This is a genomic window from uncultured Campylobacter sp. (assembly GCF_937997595.1).
In the GTDB taxonomy this organism is placed as follows: domain Bacteria; phylum Campylobacterota; class Campylobacteria; order Campylobacterales; family Campylobacteraceae; genus Campylobacter_B.
Genome location: NZ_CALKTS010000209.1, coordinates 1 through 1123 on the forward strand (window position 1 = coordinate 1; position 1123 = coordinate 1123).

The window sequence follows — 1123 nt, forward strand, 5'->3', positions numbered from 1 at the left end:
AAGGGCACGTGCATGTAGAGCATATATTTTTTATCGGGGTTTGGAATTTTGGCGATATTTTCCTGCGTGATGTCGATTCTAAGGGAGTTGTATAGGGATTTTTGCATAGTTTCGGCGGCATATTTTTTGGCGAAGCTATGCACCATTTGACTGATAAAATTCATAAAACTTTAACCTTTTTTAAACTTAAAAATTAACTTTTGAAGTTTATCGAAAACTAACTTATAAATTTATCAATAATTCAATAAAAAGTGTAGCGCCGCCATATATATTAGCGTAGGAAGAGCTATCGTAACGAGCGAGTTGCGGAATTTAGCATGCACGACAAACGCCATAATCAGGCAAAGTAGCAGCGCCGCCGTTTGCAGCACGTCCGCGCTAAAAGTCCGCTCGCCTGAAAAGCTGGGCAGCATCGTCTTAAGCGCATAGATCGTCAAAACGACCATTATCAAAAGGCCCGAGTTTTTCTGCAGATACGATAAGCTTGGACTCGCGGTCTTTTTCTTAAAAAGAAACAGCGGCAAAAATCGCGTCAAAATCGTAGCTAGCGAGGCCAGAAAGATATAGGGCAAAATTTCCACTACCTGCTCCTTTTTAGGAATTTTCGCAGCCTGCGTCCCGTGCGTGAAGGTTGCTCGAAGTATTTACGAAAGAGCAACAAAACCGCAGTGCCAAAAATCAGAGTGCCGAATAAAAAGTATTTTGTAGGAAAGATAAAAAGCCCCGCAAACGCGCAGGCAAAGCCCAGAAATAGCACTTTGTACTGCGGATTTGCTTTAAAAACCTCATAGCTTAGCATCGCAAAAAGCGCCGTCAGGCTAAACTCGACCCCGCTAAAATCAAGCTTTAAGCTTGCCCCCAAAACAGCCCCCGTAACGACGCCCGCAACCCAGTAGGATTGATTTAAAATTGCCGTTAGATTATAGAGCAGATCAAGCTCTTTTAGTCTTTGCGGCGTTACGGGTCGCTCGCCGCCAAGCTCCTCGGGGCGCAAAAAAGCGCGCGCTTTAAGCAGCGCAAAGGTTTCATCTGTAAGGGCGTATACGGCGTAAATTTTATGACGCACGAAGCGCAGTTCCTCAAGCAGCGACATCGTGTAGAAAAAATGGCGAAAATTTAGCAA

Annotated in this window: 2 protein-coding genes; both read right to left on the reverse strand. The window is 44.3% G+C overall.

Annotated features, from left to right (window positions below; genetic code table 11):
- Nucleotides 1-233 precede the first annotated feature (233 nt).
- Entirely contained in the window at nucleotides 234-581 is a 348-nt protein-coding gene (locus Q0614_RS07295) for an AzlD domain-containing protein (RefSeq protein WP_298787660.1), read from the reverse strand.
- The coding region (locus tag Q0614_RS07300; RefSeq protein ID WP_298787662.1) for an AzlC family ABC transporter permease at nucleotides 581-1123 on the reverse strand (543 nt) is incomplete at its 5' end. The genes Q0614_RS07300 and Q0614_RS07295, both read right to left, overlap by 1 nt.